This window comes from Streptomyces sp. NPDC090088 (assembly GCF_044747345.1).
Classification (GTDB): Bacteria; Actinomycetota; Actinomycetes; order Streptomycetales; family Streptomycetaceae; genus Streptomyces.
On sequence record NZ_JBIVDZ010000013.1, the window covers coordinates 247,992 to 264,703 of the forward strand.

Sequence of the window (16,712 nt, forward strand, 5' to 3'; positions counted from 1 at the left end):
GATTGCTTTTGGTGGAACACCCTGACCGAATGTACGGACAGCCGTCAAGGGCTCCGCGTATCCCGATTCGGCCGCGAAAAGCGGCGCCCCCGGGGTGGGTCAGCCGGCTTGCTGCCGCGCGTCGCGGTGCCGGTAGTAGACGGCCTTGGAGGGCTCCAGCGGATCCTTGCCGAGGATCAGGTCGGCGGCCTTCTCGGCGATCATCATCACCGGCGCGTAGATGTTGCCGTTGGTGACGTACGGCATCACCGAGGCGTCCACCACCCGCAGGCCCTCCACCCCGTGCACCCGCATGGTCGCCGGGTCGACGACGGACATCTCGTCGGTACCCATCTTGCAGGTGCAGGAGGGGTGCAGGGCGGTCTCGCCGTCCTTGGCGACCCAGTCGAGGATCTCCTCGTCCGTCGCCACGGACGGCCCGGGCGAGATCTCGCCGTCGTTGTAGGGGGCGAGCGCGGGCTGGTTGAGGAGTTCGCGGGCGACCCTGATCGCCTCGACCCACTCGCGGCGGTCCTGTTCGGTGGAGAGGTAGTTGAAGCGCAGGGCCGGGTGTTCGCTCGGGTCCTTGCTCTTGATCTTCACCGAGCCGAGGGCGTCGGAGTACATGGGGCCCACATGGACCTGGTAGCCGTGGCCGCCGGCGGGCACCGAGCCGTCGTAGCGGACCGCGATGGGCAGGAAGTGGAACATCAGGTTGGGGTAGGCCACGTCCTCGTTGCTGCGGCAGAAGCCGCCGGCCTCGAAGTGGTTCGTGGCGGCCGGCCCCTTGCGGAAGAGCCACTGCAGGCCGATGAAGGGCGCCCGCCACTTCGCCAGGTACGGCTGCATGGAGACGGGCTGCTTGCAGCCGTACTGGATGTACACCTCCAGGTGGTCCTGGAGGTTCTCGCCGACGCCCGGCAGGTCGTGGACGACGTCGATGCCGAGGGCACGCAGTTCCTCGGCGTTGCCGACGCCGGAGAGCTGGAGCAGCTGCGGGGAGTTGATCGCGCCGCCGCAGAGGACGACCTCCTTGGCCCGCACCTGCTGGAGGGCGCCCCTGCCGCGCCGGTACTCGACGCCGACGGCCTTCTTGCCCTCGAAGAGGACGCGGGTGACCAGCGCGCGGGTCTTCACGGTGAGGTTGGGGCGCTTGCGGGCGGGCTTGAGGTACGCCTTGGACGCCGACAGGCGCCGGCCGCGGTGGACGTTGCGGTCGAACTTGGCGAAGCCCTCCTGCCGGTAGCCGTTGACGTCGTCGGTGGGCGCGTGGCCCGCCTCCTCGGTGGCCTTCAGGAAGGCGGAGAAGAGCGGGTTGGTGGCCGGGCCGCGCTCCAGCACCAGGGGGCCGTCGTGGCCGCGGAACTCGTCGTCCGGGTCGGCCGCGAGACAGTTCTCCATCCGGCGGAAGTACGGCAGGCAGTGGGCGTAGTCCCAGGTCTCCATGCCGGGGTCGGCGGCCCAGCGCTCGTAGTCCATGGGGTTGCCGCGCTGGAAGATCATGCCGTTGATGCTGCTGGAGCCGCCGAGCACCTTGCCGCGGGCGTGGTAGACGCGGCGGCCGCCCATGTGCGGCTCGGGTTCGGACTCGTACTTCCAGTCGTAGAAGCGGCTGCCGATGGGGTAGGTCAGCGCCGCGGGCATGTGGATGAAGACGTCCCAGGGGTAGTCGGGGCGGCCCGCCTCCAGGACGAGCACCCGGTTGCCGGGGTCGGCCGAGAGCCGGTTCGCCAGTGCGCTGCCGGCCGAGCCGCCGCCGACGATGACGAAGTCGTACTGCAAGGGAGCCATGGTGCCTCGTCTCGCTCGCGCCGTCGATTGCGCGGAATGCTAGTACGGGTATCGCTATACGCACCAGGTTGCGAACAACGCAACTTGTAAGATCTTTGTTCACACCGCGTTACTTGGAGCGTGTTGTTTACTGCGCGTATAGTTTCGCTATGAGCAACTACAGTCCGGATTCCGAAACGAACGGCTCATCCTCTGGTGGCGTGCAGTCCGTCGACCGCGCCATCAGCGTCCTGGAGATCCTGGCCCAGCGCGGCGAGGCGGGGGTCAGCGAGGTGGCCGCCGAGATCGATGTTCATAAATCGACCGCGTTCCGGCTGCTCGGCGCCCTGGAGGCGCGCGGTCTCGTGGAGCAGGCGGGCGAGCGGGGCAAGTACGCGCTCGGTTTCGGCATCGTACGCCTGGCGGGCGCGGTGACGGGACGCATCGACGTCACCCAGCAGGGCCGGCAGGTGTGCGAGCGGCTGGCCGAGGAGATCGGCGAGACGGTCAACATCGCGGTGATGCAGGAGCACTACGCGATCAACCTCTACCAGGTGCGCGGCACGGCCGCCGTCACCGCGCACAACTGGGTCGGCCAGCTGACCCCGCTGCACGCGACCTCCAGCGGCAAGATCATGCTGGCCCACCTGCCCGCCAAGGAGCGGGCCGCGCTGATCGTGGACGGCGGACTGAAGAAGCTCACCCCGCACACCATCTCCGCGAAGGCGAAGCTGGAGAAGAACCTCGCCGAGGCCCGGGAGCGCGGGTACGCCTGGACGCTGGAGGAGCTGGAGATCGGGCTGCACGCCATGGCCGCGCCGATCCGGGACCGGGAGGGCCGGGTCGTCGCGTCGATCAGCGCCTCCGGGCCCTCCTACCGGTTCACCGAGGAGCGCATGCACGAGCTGGCTCCGGTGCTGGTCAAGGGCGCGGAGGAGATCAGCCACCGGATGGGGTACCTGGGCTGAGCGCCCGCAGGACGACCGCCGTCGGGCCCGCGTTCAGCCGCTCGCGCGGGCCACGGGCGTCACTCCGGCTGCCGGGTGCCGAGCCGTTCGTGCACCCAGTCGTGGAAGGCGCCGATGTGGTGCTCGCTGGGCACCAGCACCCCGCCCTTGGCGTACAGCCGTGAGCTCATCCCCGGCTGAGTGCGCTCGCAGGCGTCGAAGTCCTGGCGGTTGACCCGGTCGAAGAGCTCCACGGACCGGCTGACGTCCTTGCCGCTCTCGACGACGTGCGGAAGGTAGAGCCAGTCGCACTCGACGATCGTGCGGTCGACGGCGACCGGGTACATCCGGTGGAATATGACATGGTCCGGAACCAGGTTGATGAACACCTGCGGCTTGACGGTGATCGCGTAGTAGCGCCGGTCCTGGTCATCGGAGACGCCGGGGATGCGGTCGAGGCCCTCGGAGCCGTCCACGGTGAAGCCCTGCACGCCGTCGCCGAACTCCGCGCCGTGGCCCACGTAGTACTGGGCCGCGTAGCCGTCGGCGAACTCGGGAAGCACCTCGGTGAGTTCGGGGTGGATGGTGGCGCAGTGGTAGCACTCCATGAAGTTCTCGATGATGAGCTTCCAGTTCGCCCGCACGTCGTACACGATCCGCCGGCCGACGGAGAGGTCGTCGACGCCGTAGCGCTCGATCGACGCCACATCGCCCAGCCGCTCGACCACGGCACCGATCACGTCCTCCTCGAAGGACGGCGGGTTCTCCGCGAGGCACACCCACACATAGCCGAGCCACTCGCGCACGGCCACCCCCACCAGGCCGTACTCGGTGCGGCCGACGTCGGGCATCTTCGTGAGGTTGGGGGCCGCGACCAGCTTGCCGTCCAGGCCGTAGGTCCAGGCGTGGTACGGGCACTGGAACGCCCGCTTGACCTCGCCGGTCTCCTCGGTGCAGAGCTTGGCCCCGCGGTGCCGGCAGACGTTGAACCAGGCGCGGATCGAGTGGTCCCGGGCCCGGGTGACGAGGATGGACTCGCGGCCCACGTCGACGGTCCGGAACGCGCCGGGCTTCGGCAGGTCGGAGGCGCGGGCGACGCAGAACCACATCGTCTCGAAGATGCGCTCCTGTTCCTGGGCGAAGATCCCGGGATCCGTGTAGGCGGACCCGGGGAGGGTGGCGATCAGGCTGTCCGGCAGGCTGGTCGAGGTCACGGTGCACTCCTCGGAGAACGTCGTGGATCGGTGGGGTGGCGCGGGCGCCGGGTCAGGACGCGGCGGCGGTGAACTGCTTGCGCGCGCGGGTGAACAGCCGCGGCTGGTCCATGCCGAGCACGGCGACCTGCCGGCCGGCCTGCCGGTAGACGGCGAGGAAGCTGCGCTCCTCGGTGGAGCCGGCCTCGACCGTCACGCTGTCGGCCCCGGCCGCGCTGCCGACGAACTGGATCTTCACGCCGTACTGGTCGGACCAGAAGTACGGGGCCCGGGGGACGCCGGGGTCCGTCGCACCGTGCGCGAGCAGCGTGGCCACGGCGGCGTCCGGCCGTTCCAGCGCGCCGGTCCAGTGCTCGACCCGGCGGTGGGTGCCGGTGTGCGGGTCGTACCAGTTGGCGCAGTCGCCGACCGCGACCACCCCGGCCAGGCTGGTGCGTCCGTCGGCGCCGCACCTCACCCCGTTGTCGAGCGTGATGCCGGAGCCCTCCAGCCAGTCCACATTGGGGCGCGCGCCGACGCCGACCACGACGGTGTCGGCGGGCACGCTGCGGCCGTCCTCCAGCAGGACGGCCGCCACCTGGCGCTCGCCGCTCAGCCCCTTGACCCCCACCCCGCACAGCAGCCGCACCCCGTGGTCGGCGTGCAGGCCGGAGACCACGGCGCCCATGGTCTCGCCGAGGGGTCCGGCGAGCGGGGTCGGCGCCGCCTCGATCACGGTGACGTCGAGACCGAGGGCGTGGGCCGTGGCGGCGACCTCGGCGCCGACGAACCCGCCGCCGATCACCACCAGCCGGCCGCCCCGGGCGAGGTCGTCGCGCAGGGCGCGGGCGTCGTCGAGGGTGCGCAGCACATGGACTCCGGCGAGGCCCTCGGTGCCGGGCAGGGTGCGGGCGGCGGCACCGGTCGCGAGGACCACGCCGTCGGCGCGGACCTCCCGGCCGTCGGCGAGCCGGATCGCCCGCGCGGTGCGGTCGAGCCCGGTGGCCCGGGCTCCGAGCAGCCACTCCGCGTGGAGTTCCTCGTCGTCCCGCTCCAGCGCGAGGTCCGCCTCGCCGAGGGTGCCGGCCAGGAACTCCTTGGACAACGGCGGCCTGTCGTAGGGGCGATGGGTCTCGTCGCCGATGACGACCAGCCGGCCGTCGTACCCCCGCCGCCGCAGCGAGCGCGCGGCCGACAGTCCGGCCAGTGAGGCGCCCACCACGGCCACGGTCCTCACGCGGCGCCTCCGGCGAGGCGGGCGCTGACGCACGGCGGCAGGTTGGGGGCGTCGGTGGAGAGCCGGACGTAGACCGTGCCGTCCTCGACGACGACCTCGTGGGTGCGGACCGGGAGCTTGGCCGGGGGTGCGTCCACGGCGCCGGTCCTGAGGTCGAACCTGGAGGCGTGCAGGGGGCATTCCACCTCACAGCCCTCCAGCCAGCCGTCGGCGAGCGAGGCGTCCTGGTGGGTGCAGGTGTCGTCGATGGCGAAGAGCTCGCCGTCGTCGGTGTGGAACACCGACACGGGCGGCTCGATGTCGAGCCGGTGGGCCTCGCCTCGCGGCAGATCCGCGAGACGGCACGCGGGAATCATCATGACACCTCGGTGCGTATAGCGAAACGGATTGCGATGAGCGCAACGTCAGTTTGAGGGCGGTTCCGAAGCGTTGTCAAGGAGTTCACCCGTCGGTTCGGGCGGGCCTCCACGGCGGTCGCGCGGGCACGCCGAAGCATCCTCGAAACCATGGTTGAACAGGGGAAACAAGCTCCCCTCCAAGCGCCGCGACGGCCCTGCCCCGGGGCCGGCCGAAGGGGTCGGCCGCCGGGGCGGGGCCGCTGCGTCGCGGCGCGGTCAGAAACCGCGGTCGATCCACTCCTGGAGATGCGGCGCCTCGGCACCGACGGTCGTACCGTCCCCGTGTCCGGTGTATACGACCGTGTCGCCGGGGAGGGTGAGGAGCCGCTCCCGGATCGACCCGACGAGGGTGGGGAAGTCGCTGTACGACCGCCCCGTGGCCCCCGGCCCGCCGGCGAACAGGGTGTCGCCGCTGAAGAGCGCGGACAGCCCCGGGGCGTACAGGCAGACCGCTCCCGGCGCATGGCCCGGGGTGTGCAGCACGGTCAGCTCGGCACCGGCCACCTGGAGGCGCTGTCCGTCGGCGAGTTCGGCGTCGGGCAGCCGCTCGGAGTGGGTCTGCTTCCACAGCGGCAGGTCGTCGGGGTGCAGCAGGACCGGGGCGCCGGTCCGGGCGGCGAGGGCGGGCGCGGCACCGATGTGGTCGTCGTGCGCGTGGGTGCAGACGATCGCGCGCAGGGTGCGCCCGCCGAGGGCTCCGAGGATCGCGTCGGTGTCATGGGCGGCGTCGACGACGATCACCTCGTGGTCGTCGCCGACGAGCCACACGTTGTTGTCGACGTCCCAGGTGCCGCCGTCCAGCGAGAAGGTGCCCGAGGTGACGAGGCGCTCGACGCGGGCACCGCCCGTCACAGGACCACCACCGAGCGCAGGACGTCGCCGTGGTGCATGCGCTCGAAGGCCTTCTCCACCTCGTCCAGGGCGATGGTCTCGGTGACGAAGGCGTCCAGGTCGAGGCGGCCCTGGAGGTAGAGGTCGATGAGCATCGGGAAGTCGCGGGAGGGCAGGCAGTCCCCGTACCAGGACGACTTGAGCGACCCGCCGCGGCCGAACACGTCGAGGAGCGGCAACTCCAGCTTCATCTCCGGGGTCGGCACGCCGACCAGCACCACGGTGCCGGCGAGGTCACGGGCGTAGAAGGCCTGCCGGTAGGTCTCCGGGCGGCCCACGGCCTCGATGACGACGTCGGCGCCGAAGCCGCCGGTCAGCTCGCGCACCGCGTCGACGGCGTCGGTCTCCTTGGAGTTGACCGTGTGGGTGGCGCCGAGCGTGCGCGCCGTCTCCAGCTTGCGGTCGTCGATGTCCACCGCGACGATCTTCGCCGCGCCGGCCAGGTTCGCGCCGAGGATCGCTGCGGCGCCGACGCCTCCGCAGCCGATCACGGCGACGCTGTCCCCGCGCCCGACGTTGCCGGTGTTGAGGGCGGCGCCGAGGCCGGCCATCACCCCGCAGCCCAGCAGCCCGGCGGCCGCCGCCGAGGCGCGCCGGTCGACCTTGGTGCACTGCCCGGCCGCCACCAGCGTCTTCTCGGCGAAGGCGCCGATACCGAGCGCGGGCGAGAGTTCCGTCCCGTCGGTCAGGGTCATCCTCTGCTTGGCGTTGTGGGTGTTGAAGCAGTACCACGGCCGCCCGCGCAGACAGGCCCGGCACTGGCCGCACACGGCACGCCAGTTGAGGATCACGAAGTCCCCGGGTGCCACGTCGGTGACCCCGGCGCCGACCTCCTCGACGACCCCGGCCGCCTCGTGTCCCAGCAGGAACGGGAAGTCGTCGCTGATCCCGCCCTCGCGGTAGTGCAGATCGGTGTGGCAGACCCCGCAGGCCTCGATCCTGACCAGCGCCTCACCCGGGCCGGGATCGGGCACCACGATGGTTTCCAGGCTGACGGGGGCGCCCTTGCTCCGCGCGACGACGGCACGGACCTGCTGAGACATGGCCACTCCTCGGCTGACAGAGGTGGCGAGACGTTGCCCAATGCGGCACGTATCTCGTGTTTCGCAACACAGCATCGCGGAGGCCGCAGCGGCGGTCAAGAATCCGTCCGGCCGGACCCGACCGGGAACGAGCGACCCGGCGAAGGGGGGCCCGGTATCATCAATTGCACAATTACCTCAAAACACCCATGTCCCTAGTCCGGCACGGATGTGCCCGAGGTGAGGATGCACGACATCACCTTCGACGGCCGCGGTGAGCTCCCGGAGCCCGGGGGCGAGGCGGAGGTCCTGCTGGACGCCCGTGCCCGGGTGGCGGCCTGGGGGCCGGGAGCCGAGCGGCTGCTCGGCCACCCGGCACGGGAGGTGCTCGGCCGCCGTGCGGACGAACTGCTCCACGACCCCGCGGACGCGGCGGACCTCGCCCGGCGGTGGGAGGAGGGCCTGCGCCGGGGGACGGTGGCGCTGCGGCGGCGCGACGGACAGCCCCTCCGGGCCGAGGTCTGGGCACGCCCCCTCACCTCCGCGGACGGTGCGCGGCAGTGGCTGGTGCAGGCGGTCGGCACGGAGACGTTCCGCATCTACGAGTACGGGCGCGCCCTGTTGAAGGGGCTGTTCACCGACACCCCCTTCCATATCGACCTCTTCGACACCCGGCTCCGGTTCATCGGCCAGAACCTCACGGAGCGTCGCGCCGGGGTGTTCCGGGAGAGCGAGTACTCCGGGCACACGATGCGCGAGATGGCACCGCCCGGCCTGCTGGACTTCGACGCCCTGGAGCTCCGGCAGCGGCAGGTGCTGGAGAGCGGCGAGGCCCTCATCGACACCGAGGTCGAGGGCCACCCGGTGCCCGGTTCACCGCGCGAGTACGTGTGGTCGGAGTCGATCCTGCCGCTCAGGGACCCGTCCGGGGCGGTGATCGCGCTGGGCCATGTGGTCTCCGACGTGACCCAGCAGGTCCGCGCCCGCGAGCGGCTGATGCTGGCGAACGAGGCGGGCACCCGGATCGGCACCTCCCTGGACCTCTGGCAGACGGCCCGGGAACTGACCGAGGTCGCGGTGGACCGCTTCGCCGACGTCTGCCAGGTCGACCTGCTGGACTCCGTCTTCGCCGAGGACGAGCCGGCCGAGGACGAGCAGCCGCGCTCCCCGCGGCTGCGCCGGGCCGCGTCCGGCGGGACCCCGGAGGAGCCGGGTCCGGACGGCGGGCCCCGGGACGGGACGGTGCGGGTGGGCGATCTCGACACGGCGGCGACCGCACCCGGCTCACCGTTCCTGGACGCCCTGACGAAGGGCACGTCCGTTCTCCTCACCGATGACGACGAGCGGCTGCACACCCGCCCGGGTGTCGTGTGTCCCCCGCCGTCCCCGGACGGCGGGCCCGAGGTGCACTCCTGGCTGCTGGTCCCGATGCTCGCCCGCGGGGTCGCGCTCGGCACCGCCGTCTTCATGCGCTCCCGCAGCCCCCGCCGGTTCGAGCCCGACGACGTGCTGCTGGCCGAGCAGATCGTGACCCGTACGGCGGTGTGCGTCGACAACGCCAGCCGCTACCACCGGGAGCGCACCACGGCCCGGACCCTGCGGCGCAGCCTGCTCCCCCAGCGGCTGCCGTCGCCGTCGGCGGTGCGGACGGCGTCCCGCTATCTGCCGGCCAGCGAGCACACCGGCCTCGGCGGGGACTGGTTCGACGTGATCCCGGTGTCCGGCGCCCGGGTGGCGCTCGTGGTGGGCGACGTGGTCGGCCACGGTCTGCAGTCGGCCGTGACCATGGGCCGGCTGCGCGGCGCCGTCCGCACGCTCGCGGATCTCGACCTGTCGCCCGTCGAGGTGCTCACCCATCTGGACGACCAGATGAACCGCTTCCTCGACGAGCGCGGTGACGAGGTGTCCCTGGTGACCGGGGCGACCTGCCTGTACGCCGTGTACGACCCGGTGTCGCGCCGCTGCCAGCTCGCCCGCGCGGGCCATCCGCCCCCGGCGGTGGTGTCGGCGGACGGCGGGGTCTCCTTCGTCGACCTGCCCGGCGGTCCGCCCCTGGGGCTGGGCGGTGTCGTGTTCGAGGAGCGGGAGATCACCCTGGACGACGGGGACCTGCTGGTCCTCTACACCGACGGGCTGCTGGAGTCGCGGTCCCAGGACTTCGAGACCGGGCTGCGCCGGATGCGCGAGGTGCTGGCCCGCACCTCCGCGTCGGCCGCGCCGCAGGAGGTGTGCGACACGCTGGTCCGCGAGCTGCTGCCGCCGGGCCACCAGGACGACGTGGCCGTCCTGGTGGCCCGGATGACCGGCCTGGCGCCGGACTCCCATGTCACCTGGGAGATCGAGGCGCAGGACATGATGGTGGGCCGCGCCCGGGAGCTGACCGCACGTCAGATGGCGGTGTGGGGGCTGGCGGAGGAGTCGTTCACCACCGAACTGATCGTCAGCGAGCTGCTGACGAACGCGCTGCGCTACGGCGGTGAGCCGATCACCCTGCGCCTGATCCGTGACCAGGGCCTGATCTGCGAGGTGTCGGACGGCAGCAGCACCTCGCCGCATGTGCGGCGGGCCCAGGAGACGGACGAGGGCGGACGCGGCCTCTACCTGATCACCCGGCTCTCCCAGAACTGGGGGACGCGCTACGGCGAGCGCGGCAAGACCATCTGGGCCGAGCAGCCGCTTCCCCGGTGACGGTCAGTCCTCGTCCGGGCCCGGGACCACCACCAGGAAGGCGTCCGTCCTCAGGTCCATGACCACGGTCGCGGGCTCGCCCAGGGCCCGGCGCTCGGCCGCGTACTCCTCGGCCGGCCATGATCCCCGGGGAGCCCCGGCGGGAAATCGCTGCAACACCCTCGCGCCCATACCGGCCCTCACCTCCGCGGTCGATGTCGCCGTACCCGTGCGGCTGCCCCGGATCGACGCGGACATGCCGGAAACGCCGGAGGGGCGCGGCCACCGGTCCGCCGCCCAGGCGCGGAGAGGTGAAAGCCTGGGGGTTTCGCCCCCGTTCCCGGAGCCGCACCATGAACGTCTCGGTCGTCCTGTTCACCGCCGATCTGCGTCTGCACGACCACCCGCCCTTGCGGGCGGCCCTCGAAGGGTCCCGTGCGATCGTGCCCCTGTTCGTGCGGGACCGGGCGGTGGAGCGGGCCGGGTTCGCGGTCCCGAACCGGCTGGCCTTCCTGGCCGACTGTCTGCGCGACCTGGACGCGGGGCTGCGCGAGCGCGGCGGACGGCTGGTGGTGCGCTCCGGCGACCTGGTCGAGGAGGTGTGCAAGGCCGCCGCCGAGGCGGACGCCGAGGCGGTGCACCTGGCGGCCGACGTCAGCGGGTACGCGCAGCGCCGGGAGGAGCGGCTGCGGCGGGCCCTGGCGGCGGACGGCCGGCGGCTGCACGTCCACGACGCGGTGACGGCGGCGGTCCCGGCCGGCGCGGTGACACCGGCCGGCCGGGACCACTACGCGGTGTTCACGCCGTACTTCCGGCAGTGGTCGCGGCAGCCGCTGCGGGACGCCCTGGCCGCACCCCGCACGGTCCGGGTCCCGGAGGGCGTCGGATCCGAACCGCTGCCGGACCGCGCCGCGCTGTCCGGGGTGTCGCGGGACCTGGCCCCCGGCGGCGAGACGGCGGGCCGCGCGCGGCTGACCGCCTGGCTCCGCTCGGACCTCGCCGCGTACGAGGACCGCCACGACGACCTGGCCGGCGACGCCACCTCCCGGTTCTCGCCGCACCTGCACTTCGGCACCCTCTCCCCCGTCGAGCTGGTCCACCGGTCCCGGCGGGCGGGCGGCCCGGGCGCCGAGGCGTTCGTACGTCAGCTCGCCTGGCGCGAGTTCCACCGCCAGGTGCTGGCCGCGCGACCGGCGGCGGCCACGGCCGACTACCGCACCCGGCAGGACCGTTGGCGCACCGGGACCGCCGCCCGCGCGGACGTCGAGGCGTGGCGTGCGGGACGCACCGGGTACCCCGTCGTCGACGCGGCGATGCGCCAGCTGGCGGCGGAGGGCTGGATGCACAACCGCGGCCGGCTGCTGACCGCGAGCTTCCTCGCCAAGACGCTGTACGTCGACTGGCGGGTGGGCGCCCGGCACTTCCTGGACCTGCTGGTCGACGGGGACGTGGCGAACAACCAGCTCAACTGGCAGTGGGTGGCGGGCACCGGCACGGACACCCGCCCCAACCGCGTCCTCAACCCGGTGGCCCAGGCGAGGCGTTACGACCCGGACGGCGCCTACGTCCGGCGCTGGGTGCCGGAGCTGGCCGGCCTGCCGGGCGCGAGGGCGCACGAGCCGTGGAAGCTGCGCGGCCCGGAGCGGGCGGCGCTCGACTACCCGGACCCGGTCGTCGACCTCGCGGAGGGCCTCGACCGGTTCCGCCGGGCCCGCGAGCGCGGCTGACCACGCCGAGAGCTACACATAAAGAAGAAATAAGAGCAGAATGATAGTAAGCGGCGTATACCGCACGCTTCAGACGCGGTCAGGCCTGCAAGTCAAAGGAGACGAGTCATGGCCAACGTCTCGCACGGCAGAAGTGACATAACCAGCCACCCCGACGTCTCCGAGATGCGGGAGCGCTACGCCCGCATGCTCGGCGGTCGTGATGTGGCACTCGTGGACGGACCGGTGTTCCTGCTCGGTCTGTACTGCGCGGCGTCCCCGTGGATCCTCCACTACTCGGCGAGCCAGCCCGCGCTCATGACGCACAACCTGATCATGGGCATAGCGATAGGACTGCTGGCACTCGGATTCACCCGGGCCCCGGAGCGCATGTACGGCCTGAGCTGGGCCATGTGCGCCATGGGCATCTGGATGATCATCGCGCCCTGGGTGGTCGGCAGCAGCCCGGACACGGGCGTCATCATCAACAACGTCATCATCGGCGCGCTGGCCCTCTGCCTCGGGCTGGTGTGCGCCGCTTCGGCGGCCAGGCGGACGCCCGCGACGTAGACGCCACCGAGCACCTCCTCGGAAAGGAGGATGCGGGGCCGGCCCGGTGACGGCGGACCGGCCCCGCCGCCTGCTCACCGGCCGGGCACCAGCCAGGGCTCCTGCGGGAGCGGGCCGCCGGTCTCGACGAGGGACTTCAGGTTGGACAGGACGGCCGGCCAGCCGGACGAGACGGCCCGCAGCTCGTCCTCGTCGTTCAGTTCCTCGTGGGTGACGGTGAGCCTGACGATGTCGGCGTGCGGCTCGATGTCGAAGGTGACCCGGGAGTGCCGGTCCGGCTCCCCCTCGTGCTCGGGCGCGGCCCAGGTGGTGACCAGCCGGGTCGGGCGTTCGCTCACGACGACGGTGCCCACCACGTCGGCGATGCCGGAGCCGTCGGTGCGGACGTGCTCCCAGCGGGATCCGGGGCGCCAGTCGGAGACGTTGGAGTGCCCCCAGTAGGCGGCGGTCAGGTCGGCGTCCGTGAGGGCGTCCCAGACCTTCTCCGGGGTGCCGGCGATGTAGGTGACGTAGACATGGCTGGGCTTGTCGCTCATGGCTTCCTCGGCTCGTCGCTTCAGGTCGCCGAGCGCGCGCAGGCGCGGGCGCTCGAACTTGTCGATCCACCGCTCCTGGATCTCGTGGAGCGGCACGGGGTTGAGGTAGTGCAGCTTCTCCCGCCCCCGCCGCACCGTGCTGATCAGGTTCGCGGCCTCCAGGACGGCCAGATGCTGGGTCACCGACTGCCGGGTCATGGCGATGTGCCCGCACAGCTCGCCCAGCGTCTGGCCGTTCTGCTCGTGCAGCCGGTCGAGCAACCGTCTGCGCGTGTCGTCGGCCAGCGCCCTGAAGACCCTGTCCATCGCACTGTCGTCCTCTGATCGCACACCCAAAGTTATGCAGCCAATCACCTGCATGTCAATCCCGGCACCCGGGGCCGGGCACCCGGCCCCGCACGTCGAACGAGATCCACACGTCCGGCGGCAGCTCCGGCCGGCCGGGCACCGGGCGGGGCTCCTCCGCCCAGGCGTCCCCGGCGGCCTCGGCCGCGACCCGCCGCCAGAAGGCGACGGCATCGGGGTTCTCGTACTGGAAGGCGACCTCCCAGCTGCCCGGATGCCGGGTGAGCACCTCGTGGACGGCGCGCAGCCCGATCCCGGTCCGGCGGGCGCCGCGCACCACGAAGAAGCTGTTCAGGACCCGCACGGGCGCGCCCAGTCCGCGCACGAACGCGAAGCCGACCGGGTGCTCGCCCCGGACGAACAGGTAGGGCGCCCAGTCGGGCGAGGTGAAGGCGTCCTCGACGCGTTCGTCACGGAACGTGCCGTCGGGGCGGGGCAGCAGCCGGCGGAACCCGGACAGGTCGTGGCGGAACATCAGCCACAGCCGTTCGACGGTGGCACGGTCGGCGGGGGCGGCGGTGCGGACGGCGACGTCCGTATCGGTGGTGTCGGTCATGAAAAAAGCCTCACCCGGCGGGAGTTGCCCGCGCCGGGTGAGGCTGACGTCTGCCGGGGAGACTACACCACGACCGCTTCGCCCTCGTCGGGCGCCAGGTAGTCCTCGCCGATCTCCTTCGGGCCGAACGGCCACACCTTCTCGAACCGCGCCCACAGCACGAACGCCACACAGCCGAGGGCGAGCCAGGCCAGCGACCATTCGATGGGGTGACGGCCCGGGGAGTTCTTGTCGGCGTAGCCGTAGATCACGCACCAGCCGACGAAGGCGACGATGCTCGGCACGGGGTAGAGCCACATCCGGTACGGCCGTTTCAGCGCCGGCTGCCGGCGGCGCAGCACCGTGAGCGCCACGATCTGGGCCAGGGCCTGGACGATCACCATCACCGTGGTGAGGAGCTGGATGAGGGTGGCCAGGTCGGTGTGGCGGCCGATCAGGAAGCCGATCGCGGTGATCACGCCCATGGTGGCGAGGCCCAGCATCGGGAAGCGGTGCCTGGGGTGGAGCTTCGCGTACGGCCGGAAGAAGACCCGCTCGCGGGCGGCGTCGTAGGGCACCCGGGAGCCGCCGAGCAGCCCGGTGAAGACCGAGGCGAAGGCCGTGATGAGGATCAGGACGGTGACCGTGTCGGCGGCCCCCTTGCCCCAGGTCTTCTCCAGCACCGCCGACGCCACCGACGTGGAGGCGATGTCGCCGGGGTTCGTCATGCGGTGCCAGTCGATGACGCCGAGCGTGCCGATCTGGAGCAGCAGGTAGATCGCCATGATGCCGACGATGGAGAACAGGATGGAGCGCGGCAGGGCGCGGCCGGGGTCCTTGATCTCGGCGCCCATGTACGCGGTGGTGTTGTAGCCGAGGTAGTCGTAGATACCGATGGTCAGGCCCGCGGCGAAGCCGAGCCAGAAGTGGTCGCTGGTCAGGTCGAAGGCGCCCGACGGGTAGGTGAAGGCCAGGTGCGGGCTGAAGTCGCTGGCCGCGGCGGCGATCACCAGCACCACCGAGGCGATCATCACCGCCCACATGACGGCGGTGATCCGGGCGATGTGCTCGATGCCCCGCCAGAGCAGGAGCACCACCAGGGCGATGATGCCGAGCCCGACCAGGTCGCCCGAGGTCTTTCCGAGGTCGGGGGCGAGATAGCCCAGGTACTGGACGAAGCCGACCACGCCGGTGGACATGATCAGCGGGATGAAGAGCATCGCCGTCCACACGAACAGGAACGGCATCAGGCGTCCGGTGCGATACTGGAAGGCCTGGCGCAGATAGACGTAACTGCCGCCGGAGCCGGGCATCGCGGCGCCGAGTTCGGCCCACACCAGGCCGTCGCAGAGGGCGAGCACCGCGCCCGCGACGAAGCCGATCACGGCCTGAGGGCCGCCGAACGCGGCGACCATCAGCGGGATGGTCACGAACGGGCCGATGCCGCACATCTGGCTCATGTTGATGGCGGTGGCCTGGAACAGGCCGACGCGCCGGACGAAGCCACCCGTGGGTGGCGCGGTGCCGGGACTACCGGGACTACCGGACATGGCGGGGCTCCTGGGGCGAGGACGGGGCGGGGCGGAGGGGACACGGAGAGGACTTCGGCCGAGAGGGCGGGATGGCCGATAAAGTTAAGGAGCCTTACTAGATGCGTCAAGTATGCGTCGGGAATCGGTGAGAATGGTGTGATGGCCGCCAGCGACGTCGTAGAGCAGCAGGAACAGCCCTGGAGCCGGCAGCGACTGCGCAGCACCAACGAGCGGCTGCTGCTGGACCGGCTGCGCACGCTCGGTTCCGCCTCCCGGGCCCAACTGGCCCGCGAGACCGGTCTGTCCAAGCCGACGGTCTCCAGTGCCCTGGCCGCCCTGGAGTCGGCGGGCCTGGTCCACGAGGTCGGCACCCACGCCCCCGAGCGCGGCCGCACGGCCGTGCTGTACGCCCCCGACCCGGCGGCCGGGTACGCGCTCGGCATCGACGTCGGGCGCGGCTGGCTGCGGGTGGCGGTCGCCGATCTCGACGGCACCCTGGTCGCCCGCTCGGAGGTGCGCAACCGGGCCCGCGGCTCGGGCGCCATGGCCGACCTGCTGGTCGCGACCGCCCGGCAGGTCGTCGCCAACTCGGGGGTGGACCCGGCCGAGGTGGTGCACGGGGTGGTGGGCACGCCGGGGGTGTACGACGAGCGGCAGCGGCGGGTGCGGTACGCGATGCATCTGCCGGGCTGGGGGCGCGCCGGGCTGTTCGACCGGATGCGCGAGGAACTGGGCGTGCCGCTGGAGGTGCACAACGACGCCAATCTCGCGGCGCTGGGCGAGTACACCTACGGGGTCGGGGCGGGCAGCCGGCTGTTCGCGTACATCATGATCGGCACCGGCCTCGGCATGGGCGTGGTCAGCGAGGGCCGGCTGTTCACGGGGGCGCACGGGCTCGCCGGGGAGATCGGCTTCCTGCCCTGGCCCGGGCAGCAGCGGGGGCCCGAGCGGCTGGAGGACGCCGTGTCGGGGGTGGCCGTGGTCGAGACGGCGCGGCGGCTGGGGATGAGCGGGCAGCTCACCGCGAAGTCCGTGTTCGACGCGGCCCGCCAGGGCGACCGGGCGGCCGCGGAGGCGGTTCGTCTTGAGGGCGAGCGGATCGCGCACACGGTGGCGGCCGCGACGGCCGTGCTCGACCCGGACCTGGTGGTGCTGGGCGGCGGGGTCGGCCACAGCGTCGACCTCCTGCTGCGCCCCGTACGCGAGCATCTGCGCACACTCACACCACTGCGCCCGAAGCTCGCGCCCAGCCGGCTGGGCGAGGACGCGGTACTGCTGGGCGCGGTGGCCACGGCCCTCGGGACCGCCCGCGACCTGGTCTTCGAGCGCAGATCTGCGGCTTCCTGAGAGCCCGGGCCGGCCGCGTCCCGAGCGCACAGGTAGG

15 protein-coding genes are annotated in these 16,712 nt (G+C 72.0%); 5 read left to right on the forward strand and 10 right to left on the reverse strand.

Annotated features, from left to right (window positions below):
- Positions 1-99: 99 nt before the first annotated feature.
- Positions 100-1,770, reverse strand: coding sequence for a choline dehydrogenase (gene betA / locus ACIPSJ_RS47515; protein WP_401355848.1), 1,671 nt, complete (start codon positions 1,768-1,770; stop codon positions 100-102).
- Positions 1,771-1,919: 149 nt separating this feature from the next.
- On the opposite strand from betA, the gene ACIPSJ_RS47520 reads away from it, so the two are divergent.
- Positions 1,920-2,717 (forward strand): IclR family transcriptional regulator, encoded by a 798-nt coding sequence (locus ACIPSJ_RS47520; RefSeq protein ID WP_359213334.1) that lies wholly within the window; start codon positions 1,920-1,922, stop codon positions 2,715-2,717.
- A gap of 59 nt (positions 2,718-2,776) precedes the next feature.
- Here ACIPSJ_RS47520 and ACIPSJ_RS47525 read toward each other — a convergent pair whose 3' ends face one another.
- From ACIPSJ_RS47525 to ACIPSJ_RS47545, 5 genes are all read right to left on the reverse strand, one after another.
- On the reverse strand, positions 2,777-3,910 hold the full coding sequence (locus ACIPSJ_RS47525) for an aromatic ring-hydroxylating dioxygenase subunit alpha (protein WP_359213337.1): 1,134 nt from the start codon (positions 3,908-3,910) through the stop codon (positions 2,777-2,779).
- A 52-nt stretch (positions 3,911-3,962) separates the two neighbouring features.
- Positions 3,963-5,126 carry an NAD(P)/FAD-dependent oxidoreductase gene (locus tag ACIPSJ_RS47530; protein ID WP_401355851.1) on the reverse strand — a complete coding sequence of 388 codons (1,164 nt, stop codon included), beginning with the start codon at positions 5,124-5,126 and terminating at the stop codon, positions 3,963-3,965.
- Positions 5,123-5,485, reverse strand: coding sequence for a bifunctional 3-phenylpropionate/cinnamic acid dioxygenase ferredoxin subunit (locus tag ACIPSJ_RS47535; protein ID WP_359213342.1), 363 nt, complete (start codon positions 5,483-5,485; stop codon positions 5,123-5,125). Before ACIPSJ_RS47535 ends, ACIPSJ_RS47530 begins: the two co-directional genes overlap by 4 nt.
- Positions 5,486-5,740: 255 nt before the next feature.
- Positions 5,741-6,376, reverse strand: coding sequence for an MBL fold metallo-hydrolase (locus ACIPSJ_RS47540; RefSeq protein WP_401355853.1), 636 nt, complete (start codon positions 6,374-6,376; stop codon positions 5,741-5,743).
- A complete protein-coding gene (locus ACIPSJ_RS47545; protein ID WP_401355855.1) occupies positions 6,373-7,458 on the reverse strand; it encodes an S-(hydroxymethyl)mycothiol dehydrogenase in 1,086 nt (361 codons plus the stop codon). The genes ACIPSJ_RS47540 and ACIPSJ_RS47545 overlap by 4 nt, the downstream gene beginning before the upstream one ends.
- Positions 7,459-7,683: 225 nt before the next feature.
- On the opposite strand from ACIPSJ_RS47545, the gene ACIPSJ_RS47550 reads away from it, so the two are divergent.
- Positions 7,684-10,125, forward strand: a complete 2,442-nt coding sequence (locus tag ACIPSJ_RS47550) for a SpoIIE family protein phosphatase (protein WP_401355857.1) — start codon at positions 7,684-7,686, stop codon at positions 10,123-10,125.
- 3 nt (positions 10,126-10,128) lie between these two features.
- On the opposite strand, the gene ACIPSJ_RS47555 is transcribed toward ACIPSJ_RS47550, so the two are convergent.
- The gene (locus ACIPSJ_RS47555; protein ID WP_359213353.1) at positions 10,129-10,296 is read right to left on the reverse strand and encodes a hypothetical protein; all 168 of its coding nucleotides are present in this window, start codon (positions 10,294-10,296) and stop codon (positions 10,129-10,131) included.
- A gap of 161 nt (positions 10,297-10,457) precedes the next feature.
- Between ACIPSJ_RS47555 and ACIPSJ_RS47560 the strand changes: the two genes are divergently transcribed.
- Complete coding sequence (locus ACIPSJ_RS47560) at positions 10,458-11,831, forward strand: cryptochrome/photolyase family protein (RefSeq protein WP_401355860.1); 1,374 nt, start codon at positions 10,458-10,460, stop codon at positions 11,829-11,831.
- 108 nt (positions 11,832-11,939) lie between these two features.
- Positions 11,940-12,380 (forward strand): SPW repeat protein, encoded by a 441-nt coding sequence (locus ACIPSJ_RS47565; protein ID WP_355729375.1) that lies wholly within the window; start codon positions 11,940-11,942, stop codon positions 12,378-12,380.
- A 74-nt stretch (positions 12,381-12,454) separates the two neighbouring features.
- Here ACIPSJ_RS47565 and ACIPSJ_RS47570 read toward each other — a convergent pair whose 3' ends face one another.
- The 3 genes from ACIPSJ_RS47570 to ACIPSJ_RS47580 form a co-directional block, all read right to left on the reverse strand.
- A complete protein-coding gene (locus tag ACIPSJ_RS47570; RefSeq protein ID WP_401355863.1) occupies positions 12,455-13,222 on the reverse strand; it encodes an ArsR/SmtB family transcription factor in 768 nt (255 codons plus the stop codon).
- Positions 13,223-13,277: 55 nt separating this feature from the next.
- Positions 13,278-13,817, reverse strand: coding sequence for a GNAT family N-acetyltransferase (locus ACIPSJ_RS47575; RefSeq protein ID WP_401355865.1), 540 nt, complete (start codon positions 13,815-13,817; stop codon positions 13,278-13,280).
- A 62-nt stretch (positions 13,818-13,879) separates the two neighbouring features.
- Positions 13,880-15,346 (reverse strand): APC family permease, encoded by a 1,467-nt coding sequence (locus tag ACIPSJ_RS47580; protein ID WP_401355868.1) that lies wholly within the window; start codon positions 15,344-15,346, stop codon positions 13,880-13,882.
- Positions 15,347-15,487: 141 nt separating this feature from the next.
- On the opposite strand from ACIPSJ_RS47580, the gene ACIPSJ_RS47585 reads away from it, so the two are divergent.
- On the forward strand, positions 15,488-16,675 hold the full coding sequence (locus ACIPSJ_RS47585; RefSeq protein ID WP_401355871.1) for an ROK family protein: 1,188 nt from the start codon (positions 15,488-15,490) through the stop codon (positions 16,673-16,675).
- Positions 16,676-16,712 lie beyond the last annotated feature (37 nt).

What these genes read in the sequence shown, in the direction of transcription:
- ACIPSJ_RS47520 (WP_359213334.1), top strand. Translation starts at nt 1,920, where the DNA reads ATGAGCAACTACAGTCCGGATTCCGAAACGAACGGCTCATCCTCTGGT.
- ACIPSJ_RS47555 (WP_359213353.1), bottom strand. Translation starts at nt 10,296, where the DNA reads ATGGGCGCGAGGGTGTTGCAGCGATTTCCCGCCGGGGCTCCCCGGGGA.
- ACIPSJ_RS47565 (WP_355729375.1), top strand. Translation starts at nt 11,940, where the DNA reads ATGGCCAACGTCTCGCACGGCAGAAGTGACATAACCAGCCACCCCGAC.
- ACIPSJ_RS47570 (WP_401355863.1), bottom strand. Translation starts at nt 13,222, where the DNA reads ATGGACAGGGTCTTCAGGGCGCTGGCCGACGACACGCGCAGACGGTTG.
- ACIPSJ_RS47575 (WP_401355865.1), bottom strand. Translation starts at nt 13,817, where the DNA reads ATGACCGACACCACCGATACGGACGTCGCCGTCCGCACCGCCGCCCCC.
- betA (WP_401355848.1), bottom strand. Translation starts at nt 1,770, where the DNA reads ATGGCTCCCTTGCAGTACGACTTCGTCATCGTCGGCGGCGGCTCGGCC.
- ACIPSJ_RS47545 (WP_401355855.1), bottom strand. Translation starts at nt 7,458, where the DNA reads ATGTCTCAGCAGGTCCGTGCCGTCGTCGCGCGGAGCAAGGGCGCCCCC.
- ACIPSJ_RS47580 (WP_401355868.1), bottom strand. Translation starts at nt 15,346, where the DNA reads ATGTCCGGTAGTCCCGGTAGTCCCGGCACCGCGCCACCCACGGGTGGC.
- ACIPSJ_RS47560 (WP_401355860.1), top strand. Translation starts at nt 10,458, where the DNA reads ATGAACGTCTCGGTCGTCCTGTTCACCGCCGATCTGCGTCTGCACGAC.
- ACIPSJ_RS47585 (WP_401355871.1), top strand. Translation starts at nt 15,488, where the DNA reads ATGGCCGCCAGCGACGTCGTAGAGCAGCAGGAACAGCCCTGGAGCCGG.
- ACIPSJ_RS47535 (WP_359213342.1), bottom strand. Translation starts at nt 5,485, where the DNA reads ATGATGATTCCCGCGTGCCGTCTCGCGGATCTGCCGCGAGGCGAGGCC.
- ACIPSJ_RS47550 (WP_401355857.1), top strand. Translation starts at nt 7,684, where the DNA reads ATGCACGACATCACCTTCGACGGCCGCGGTGAGCTCCCGGAGCCCGGG.